Consider the following 8,069-nt stretch of genomic DNA (forward strand, 5'->3'; position numbering starts at 1 on the left):
TTGACAATTCAATTGATTTCTTACACCCCAAAAAAGATGCTTTAGATAAACTAGATATTTCAGATTTAAAGAAGCTTAAAAAATCATTTGACACAATATTATCTACAATAAAATTTGTATCAGAAACGGCAAAACAAATTTTATTAGATTATCAAACTGATAAAAATCTTATAAAAACAGATGTTTCTAAGCTTAGATCCCATTTAAATACACTTTACGATCAAATGAAAGAAAAAGTTGAAGAAGCACGAAAGCGGGAAAAGGACATATTATCAAGTAAACAACTATTTCTATAATCTTCGATTTAAAAATAGTTGTTCAACGCTTTACAAAAGCAATATATTAAATGGTAATTATTTATACTTGATTATATTCATGAAAACCATTGGGCTTTGGGGACGTATAGCCCGTTTACCAGGTTGTCTGACATCTTGATCCGGATTAAGTGCAATGTACTGCCAGCAGTAACTTAGTTCTTCCCATTGCCTCATCATTTTTGCATAATTATGAATTTGCAATGATTTTGAAAAATGGTCGGTTCTAACTAGCTGGAAAACTGTTTCTTCAATTCTATAGTCTAATAAGGGAGCAAGAGCTAAAAAAACTACAGCTGACACAGACTCTTCAAAGTAGGGCTTCATAATTTCTGAAGCATTGTCGGGCTCAATTTGCAATGCACTAAGAACTGTATTTGCAAATTTAGAAATTCTAGCCGAATTATCAACTACAGTTCTATTCATTTCAGTATCTAAGTGTTTACTGATATTTTTTAGTTTTATACTGCTGGTCTCTGCCCCGTAAATGTTTTCTATTGTAGAATCAACAAATCTATAATATCGTCGTTTAAGCAAGCCATGATCGTCTCGTTCGTGATGGTTAACTCTGTATACTAAGAATCCTTGAGGAGCAAGATCATATGATCTTACCACTATTTCTAGCTGTCCCAAGTTGCCAACAATAGGACTAGGTATACGCAGTCCTATTGTAAAAAATTTATTTTCATTGAGCACTATTTTTACATAGTAAATATGAGCAGGTGGTTTTGAAACAATGCCGTTTTTAAATCTTATGCCCTCTACTGTTGAGGAATTGAAAAATTTAGTATTTTCTAACACATCAACTTTGTAAAGATCATGAATCGCAAAGTCAATACTGTCCAAGAACAGTGATCTGGAATGAAATTCAACTTCAACCTTAACAGTTGAATGTAAATACAAAGTATCAACCCCCTCTGAATAGTTCAATACTTTATCTTTATCCTTTTTATTTTGACTGTCTTGGCTGCAGGCCGAAATGAAAATTAAAAGTGTTAAAAATACTATTTTGCAATAAATACTTTTTATTTTCATTTTACTCCCTTTATATCATTACAATTAAAATGATATAAATTATTTTAATTGTAATGATATAATTTTTTAAAAAGATTAAATTTTTCATCAATAAATGATCTTTAGCTATTTTTTAACTTTTTTTGCACAATAATGGTTAAATTTATCAATAATATATATATTCCTGATTGATAATAGTATAATGATAAAAGGTATGAGAGTAATAGCGCTATTAATGTTTTTTTTATTAATTCCCGGCATAACACTTTTTTCTAATGAAGAAGTATTTGAAGAAGTTGTTATTTCAAATGCTAGTAATAAGTCTGGTTTAACTTTATTGCTTATGTTAAAAACCAAATTTGGAACTTTTACTTTAAGTCATTTAAAGGAGTACATAGATTTAGAGTTTAATGTGAAAATTGCAAATAACACAAAGCTTGTACTTAATAAGTGGTATATTAATGGGGTTTCTATAATAGAGTCTCCAATAAATTCTACGCCTATTCGGGGAATTAATAGTTTTTCTTCTGATATATATACATTTAAACAAACTGAGCTTGAGCTATTTAATCAAATAAAAAAATCAGCAAAAGTGAATGGAATCGAAGTATACCTGGAATATTTTGATGAAAAAACTAATGAGGAAAAAAAATATACTTTTAAAGCAAGCAAGAAAAATAGTATAGATTTTTTTAATTCTTATGACATGTTGGTTGCAAGATAGGATGATTATTAATGGGCAAAATATTATTTTGTGGGTTACTATTAATTTGTATTTTTTTAGTTTCCTTTTTACTCGTAAAACAAGATAGAAACGGATTTTATAATAAAAAGATTGAAAAGGTTGATTATAATGATGGAACTTACATTGAAGAAACTTATAGATACCGTTTTAAAAAAGGTGATTTAAAAAAAATGGTTTTTTTTAAATCAAGATGGATAATTCCTGAGCTTGAAAACAATATTAATGGAACGGGCTATTTGACAGATTCATATAAAGCAATGAATCCTAATTACAGTTTTAATTTCACAGTGCATGATAATAAAATTTTAGGTTTTAAAAATGTAATTTTCGAAGGATTAGAAAATGAACAAGCTTCTACCCATGAAAATAATATACCAAGTGAAAAATGGCAAATATTAAAGGCTTATAACATAGGAGATGTTAATCTTAAAAAGAAATTTTTTCATTTAAAATTCCCTGTTTTAGTAGAAAACACTTTAGATGTCGCTATTTCTAAAGCATTTTTTACTAAACTTAAAAAGTTAAAACGAATAAAGATTATTTTAATTACTAATGAAGATAAAAAATATAAAATTGATATAGAAAATTTTATACTAAAATATAATTTTTAAGTCGTATTAAAAGCAAAATACTTATTTTCGTATAAAAACAAAAAAAATACTCTATCTATGATTAATATATAATAACAATGTACTGTAAAATTCATCTTAATCTATCAAAAAACCAATTTTGAAAACAAAAATTATGAAAAGAATATAAAAACTCTGACAAAAAACTTCAATCTTAAAAGAGATAGAAAAAAACATCAAAAAAATACATACCGCATACCTTTAAATCAATCAAGTTTTAAAATTAAGTAAAAAATATACCTCCCAACATTAGGGTAAAAAACATTAACAAACTGGAGATCCACAATACAAAAATACAATATAAGAACCTTAAATGAATCATAACCCAATCTTGTTTCAATCTTTACAAATAAGTTAATTAATTCTTTGGACCTCTTAAAACCTAAACTCAAAAAGACCTCCAAAAAAATGTAAAAATAAGGCCAATAACTATCATACATAAAAAAATCTTAAGAATAACTTTTAATCTAAATAAAATAGAATTTTATTATTTATATTTTCAATATGCTATTGGATTATTCATTATTCATTATTCATTATTCATCAATAGGAAGCTTTAATTTTCATTTGATAAATTTGAATACTTAACAAATATCAGCTTAACAGCATCATTAAATAGCTTTAGATTTAATGCAATTTCATAGGTTTTATCTTTTTAGTTTGTTTATCTTTTATAGTAAGATGCAAAGCATATAGCTACATTTACTCTTCTTATAAATTAGTTTAAAAGAATTTATTAAATCATCATTAAAAACTCCAAAATTAGATTAATTAATATATTCAGACTCTTTCAAAGCCTTTTTTAAACCAATTTTTGACAAAAACCAGTTCTATATTGATCAAAATCAATATCTGGTCCTTCAGAAATTAACTTTAGACTTTTAACTTCATATTTTTCTTCAAACCCTTTAGTTGACTTAAATGCTATTATTCTAGCTATTGGTACTTCATTACCCAATATTTTACACTTATTATAATTAATATAATAAGTGTAACTAAGCCATGTTTTGAATCGAATGGGTGAAAAATATAAGAATACCTAAGTTCTTTAAGATCTTTAATTAAATTACTATATTTGTCTTTTATAATTCTTGAATTACCAGATTTTGCCCATATAACATAACCTCTTGCAAATGATTCCTAAACTTTTCCTTCTTTTATCTCATTTAATCTAGATTCTTCATCAGCACAACAAATATTGTTATTGTTATTGTTATTATCTTCTTCAATATCCTCTTCAATTAGCTCAAAACCTAAAATCCAGTCTTAATACTTTTTTAAGATTCTGACACCAGAAAACAAGAATAAAAAAATGATATAAAGAAAAATATATTTAAAAATTATTTAAAGTAAAAAGAATTTATATCTCAAAAAATAAATATTTAATATAACTCGTGAACTACTATTTCTAAATCAAAGATTATAGAAATAGCTTCTTGTTTCATCCCATGATAGCTTTTTAGAAAATCCCAGTAACTTTTTTTCCGCTCTAAAAGGCCATTCAAACGCCGTAAACACGTACAAAAATGCACTGATCAACCTTGAACACTACCTCAATTAGACAAAGTAAAGGGAACAAATACTGATCTTGGTAAAAAAGTGAGCTAGTAATGAAAATATAAAAAAGCTTTACTTAAAAGTGCTACCTACTACCGGAAACAAAGGAACAAAAGATCTTATCGTTTTAAACAAAGCAATAGATAAATTATTTAAAACTGTTTGTATTAAGAAGAGATATGTGTTTGTAATTTCATAGGAATAGCAATATATTTGCATAAAACAGATATGGATCTATAAAGATCCCATCGGGAGAAGATATGAAAAAAAATATTTTGACAATATACATGTTAATGTTAATAATAAGTTTACTGTCATGTAATACAAGTGGCGCTAATGAATTGATGAACAAAAAAATAGATAAAAGGGGAGGGAAAATTTTAGACTTTATAGAGAAAATTCAAGAAAGTGTAGAAGTTGTTGAACAAAATGTGGAAGAAGGAAAAAACCAAATAATACAGGCTGTTTCTGCAAACCCTGTTAATGTAAATAAAAATTTACCATATTATTCTCAAGAAGAAGTAAAGATAAAAGAAGAAGAGTTGGTCCCAAATACCGATGAAGAAAAAAAAGCAGAGAAAGCAATTAACGAAGGAAGTATTGAATTTGCTAAATTAGCTTATGACGAAAATAAACTTAAAAATGAGTCTGATCAAATAGAATCTAGTTTTAATGAAGTTTATGATGAAATCTCAGAACTTGTAGATTCAATAAAAACAGAAATGCATATTGTGGAAAGAATAAATCATATAATAAAAACAAAGCCTCATATACAAAAAGAATATCAGAAAAGAATAATACAGAATAGACAAGAAAAACAGAATCTAATTAATTTGTTCAATCAGTTATTAGAAAAGAGGGGTGATATTGAAGAGCTTAACACTCAATTAGATAGTGGGCTTAGTGAGAGAGAATCTGCAAAGTACTTTTTTGAGAAAGCCCAAAAAACTTTAAAAGATGCTATTATTGAAAGACTAAAAACCGAACGTAAAAATTGGTCAAGAAGAACATATAATAATTTGGCAAGACAATCAAAAAATGAAATGGATAATGCTTTAAGGCAGTTAAATACCTCTTCTTCTAAGATAGTTAAAGCAGGAGAAATAAAAAAAGAGATAGAACAACTTATTCAAAAAGCAAAATCTTTTTTAGATTCTTCAAAAAACGAAATCTGTTCTGGTAATAGATTTGTGATTTTTAATAGATAAGAAAATAAAAAGATATATCTTATAATAAGATTAATTATTTAGAATTAAAGTCTTCTGCTAAAGGAAGGCTTTTTATAATTTTAATATTTATTTGAAATAAATATTAAAATTAGATGTATTACTGATATATGTTTTAAGCATTCCATTTTTTGATGGAATGTATTTAAAATAAAAAAATATATTGAAAAGTTTTTCTTAAAGTTTAATTATAAGATTCACCATTCTTATAAAGAAGTTTAAAGGAATTTGTTAAGTCATCACTAAAAACCCCAAAATTACATGAATTAATGTAACCGGGCTCTTTTGAAGATTCTTTTAAACTAATTAAAGCAAAACCGGTTTTATATCGCTCAAAATCAATATCTGGTACTTCAGAAATTAACTTTAAGCTTTTAACTTCATATTTTTTTTTCAAACTCTTTAGTAAACATTTTAAATATATTTTTATTTATATCATTTTTTTATTCTTGTTTTTTAGTACCAAAGTCTTTTAAAAATATCGAAACTGGAATTTCGGGTTTTGAACTAATTGAAAAGTATAAGAAAAAAGATATTAAAGAAGATAAAAAAAATATTCCTTCTATTGATAAAGAATCTAGGTTGATCGACATAAAAGAGAGAGAAGTCTATGGGGGACTTTTTGCAGGTTATGTTACATGGGTAAAATCTGGTAATTTAAGATCTATAAAAGATAAATACAATAATTTAATCCAAGATCTTAGAGAGCTTAAGTATTCTTATATTTTTTCACCCATTCGATTTAAAATTTCATCATGGTTTAGCTATACTTATCATATTAATGATAATAACTATTATTCATCATTAATATAATTCTCCAATTTCCTATTTGACAACTTTGGATACTTAGAGAATATTTGATTAACCGTATTATGAAACAACTTTACATTTAACACAATTTCATATAATTTATTCTCATTAGTTTTTTTATCTTTTATAGTAAGATGCGCAAGCATATTATTGCACCTATTCTTTTTATAAAAAAGTTTAAAAGAATTTGTCAGTTCATCATTAAAAACTCCAAAATTATATGAAATAGTATATCCGGGCTCTTTTGAAATTTCTTTTAAACTAATTTTAGCAACTCCAACTCTATGTTGCTCAAAATCAATATTTGATCCTTCAGAAATTAATTTTAAGTCTTTAACTTCATATTTTTCTTCAAACTCTTTAGTTGCCTCAAATGCTATGATTTTAGCTATTGGCACATTATTCATTAATATTTTATAATTATCATCGTTAATATAATAATTATAGCCAAACAATGATAAGGTTTTAAATCGGATTGGTGAAAAAATATAAGAATACTTAAGCTCTCTAAGATCTTGGATTAAATTATTGTATTTATCTTTTATAGATCTTAAATTACCAGATTTTACCCATGTAACATAACCTCCTGCAAGCAATTCTAAAACTTCTCCTTCTTTTATTTTGTTTGTAGTAGATTCTTCATCAAGATAACAAATATTTTTTTCAATATTTTTTTCAATATTTTTTTCAATATTTTTTTCAATATTTTTTTCAATATTTTTTTCAATTAACTCAAAATCTAGAATTTTAGCTTTAATACTTTTTGAAGATTTTGACTCTAAAAAACAAGAACAAAAAAATGATATAAGTAAAAATAGATTTAAAATACTCATATTTTTCATAATCATATATAATCCTCTCCATCCTAAATTTAACTCAATTATAAAAAATCATTTTATATAAAAATGCCAAAATCCTCTAATTTCAAAATTAGCATTTTCCTTATATTTTTGAATTGTTGATCAAGAGTAGGCTCCATACAACCAAAACAATTGTCTTTACCTTCACAATCACAATACATAAGATTTACTAGACACATATCCTCGTCCTCAATACGCAAGTACAACAAAAAAACTTCTGTTTCAAACATACTATCACTTATTCTTGTTTTGATTTTGCGAAACAAGTTAATTAATTGCTTAGCTCTATTAGAACCCAACCTCACAAAGAACTTGTCAAAACATTTTTCATTATAGTTCTCAAACAACGACAATGTGAAATTACAATTTTTATCTTTGGTGGAATTATTTATCAATTCAGAAATAGCATGCTTTACATCACCTAAAACAAAATATTCAACTGCACTCAACTTTAATTTAGAAAGTGCGTCTTTTCTAGAGAAGAAATTATTATAATTCATTTAATTGCTCCTTATATGATAATATTTTGTGATACAAATAACACAAGATATTATCAACCACCACCGGAAGATATTATTTATTACTATTATTGGGATAATTTTATACTTATTCATTACATAATGATACACTTTCCTAAAAACTCAATTTAATATTTATTGCATGGTTAATAACCGGGTAAAAAATAAAGGAAAAACTAAACTCAACCAACACCGCTTTTATAAAAACTCTGCCTAAGTGGTAGAATTCAAAAAATCATAACATTATAATATTTTAGCAATATATTACAACTACAACAAAAATCATTTAATTTTAAGCCTAAATTTCCAATTTGCACTAAACTTAAGGAATAATAACTTAAGGAATAATAACTTAAGGAATAATAACTTAAGGAATAATAACTTAAGGAATAATAA

Annotated in this window: 8 protein-coding genes and 2 pseudogenes; 5 read left to right on the plus strand and 5 right to left on the minus strand. The window is 25.6% G+C overall.

Annotation, left to right across the window (positions count from 1 at the left end; all coding sequences use genetic code 11):
• The coding region (locus tag BLO14_RS05120; protein ID WP_214606686.1) for a virulence associated lipoprotein at positions 1-296 on the plus strand (296 nt) is incomplete at its 5' end.
• Between the two features lie 57 nt (positions 297-353).
• Here the strand turns inward: BLO14_RS05120 and BLO14_RS05125 are convergent.
• On the minus strand, positions 354-1,349 hold the full coding sequence (locus tag BLO14_RS05125; protein ID WP_091973690.1) for a hypothetical protein: 996 nt from the start codon (positions 1,347-1,349) through the stop codon (positions 354-356).
• Between the two features lie 193 nt (positions 1,350-1,542).
• On the opposite strand from BLO14_RS05125, the gene BLO14_RS06145 reads away from it, so the two are divergent.
• Both BLO14_RS06145 and bptA read left to right on the plus strand, forming a co-directional pair.
• The gene (locus tag BLO14_RS06145) at positions 1,543-2,052 is read left to right on the plus strand and encodes a hypothetical protein (protein ID WP_236736403.1); all 510 of its coding nucleotides are present in this window, start codon (positions 1,543-1,545) and stop codon (positions 2,050-2,052) included.
• Between the two features lie 11 nt (positions 2,053-2,063).
• Positions 2,064-2,684 carry a virulence-associated protein BptA gene (bptA, locus tag BLO14_RS05140; protein WP_091973696.1) on the plus strand — a complete coding sequence of 207 codons (621 nt, stop codon included), beginning with the start codon at positions 2,064-2,066 and terminating at the stop codon, positions 2,682-2,684.
• Positions 2,685-3,504: 820 nt separating this feature from the next.
• Here the strand turns inward: bptA and BLO14_RS06290 are convergent.
• Positions 3,505-3,818 (minus strand): annotated as a pseudogene (locus BLO14_RS06290) (BB0158 famile outer surface lipoprotein).
• Between the two features lie 701 nt (positions 3,819-4,519).
• Between BLO14_RS06290 and BLO14_RS05155 the strand changes: the two are divergent.
• Positions 4,520-5,467 carry a P12 family lipoprotein gene (locus BLO14_RS05155; RefSeq protein ID WP_091973702.1) on the plus strand — a complete coding sequence of 316 codons (948 nt, stop codon included), beginning with the start codon at positions 4,520-4,522 and terminating at the stop codon, positions 5,465-5,467.
• Between the two features lie 202 nt (positions 5,468-5,669).
• Here the strand turns inward: BLO14_RS05155 and BLO14_RS05160 are convergent, their stop codons facing one another.
• Entirely contained in the window at positions 5,670-5,882 is a 213-nt protein-coding gene (locus tag BLO14_RS05160; RefSeq protein ID WP_413783461.1) for a BB0158 famile outer surface lipoprotein, read from the minus strand.
• Between BLO14_RS05160 and BLO14_RS06150 the strand changes: the two are divergent.
• Positions 5,870-6,280 (plus strand): annotated as a pseudogene (locus BLO14_RS06150) (BB0158 famile outer surface lipoprotein); the annotation flags it as partial. The gene BLO14_RS05160 and the pseudogene BLO14_RS06150 sit on opposite strands and share 13 nt — an antisense overlap.
• Here the strand turns inward: BLO14_RS06150 and BLO14_RS05170 are convergent.
• On the minus strand, positions 6,280-7,140 hold the full coding sequence (locus BLO14_RS05170) for a S2/P23 family protein (protein WP_091973734.1): 861 nt from the start codon (positions 7,138-7,140) through the stop codon (positions 6,280-6,282). The pseudogene BLO14_RS06150 and the gene BLO14_RS05170 overlap by 1 nt on opposite strands.
• 50 nt (positions 7,141-7,190) lie before the next feature.
• Complete coding sequence (locus BLO14_RS05175) at positions 7,191-7,655, minus strand: P52 family lipoprotein (RefSeq protein ID WP_091973708.1); 465 nt, start codon at positions 7,653-7,655, stop codon at positions 7,191-7,193.
• Between the last annotated feature and the right edge of the window lie 414 nt (positions 7,656-8,069).

It is taken from the genome of Borreliella japonica (genome assembly GCF_900099615.1).
Lineage (GTDB): Bacteria > Spirochaetota > Spirochaetia > Borreliales > Borreliaceae > Borreliella > Borreliella japonica.

What these genes read in the sequence shown, in the direction of transcription:
- BLO14_RS05125 (WP_091973690.1), bottom strand. Translation starts at nt 1,349, where the DNA reads ATGAAAATAAAAAGTATTTATTGCAAAATAGTATTTTTAACACTTTTA.
- BLO14_RS06145 (WP_236736403.1), top strand. Translation starts at nt 1,543, where the DNA reads ATGAGAGTAATAGCGCTATTAATGTTTTTTTTATTAATTCCCGGCATA.
- bptA (WP_091973696.1), top strand. Translation starts at nt 2,064, where the DNA reads ATGGGCAAAATATTATTTTGTGGGTTACTATTAATTTGTATTTTTTTA.
- BLO14_RS05155 (WP_091973702.1), top strand. Translation starts at nt 4,520, where the DNA reads ATGAAAAAAAATATTTTGACAATATACATGTTAATGTTAATAATAAGT.
- BLO14_RS05175 (WP_091973708.1), bottom strand. Translation starts at nt 7,655, where the DNA reads ATGAATTATAATAATTTCTTCTCTAGAAAAGACGCACTTTCTAAATTA.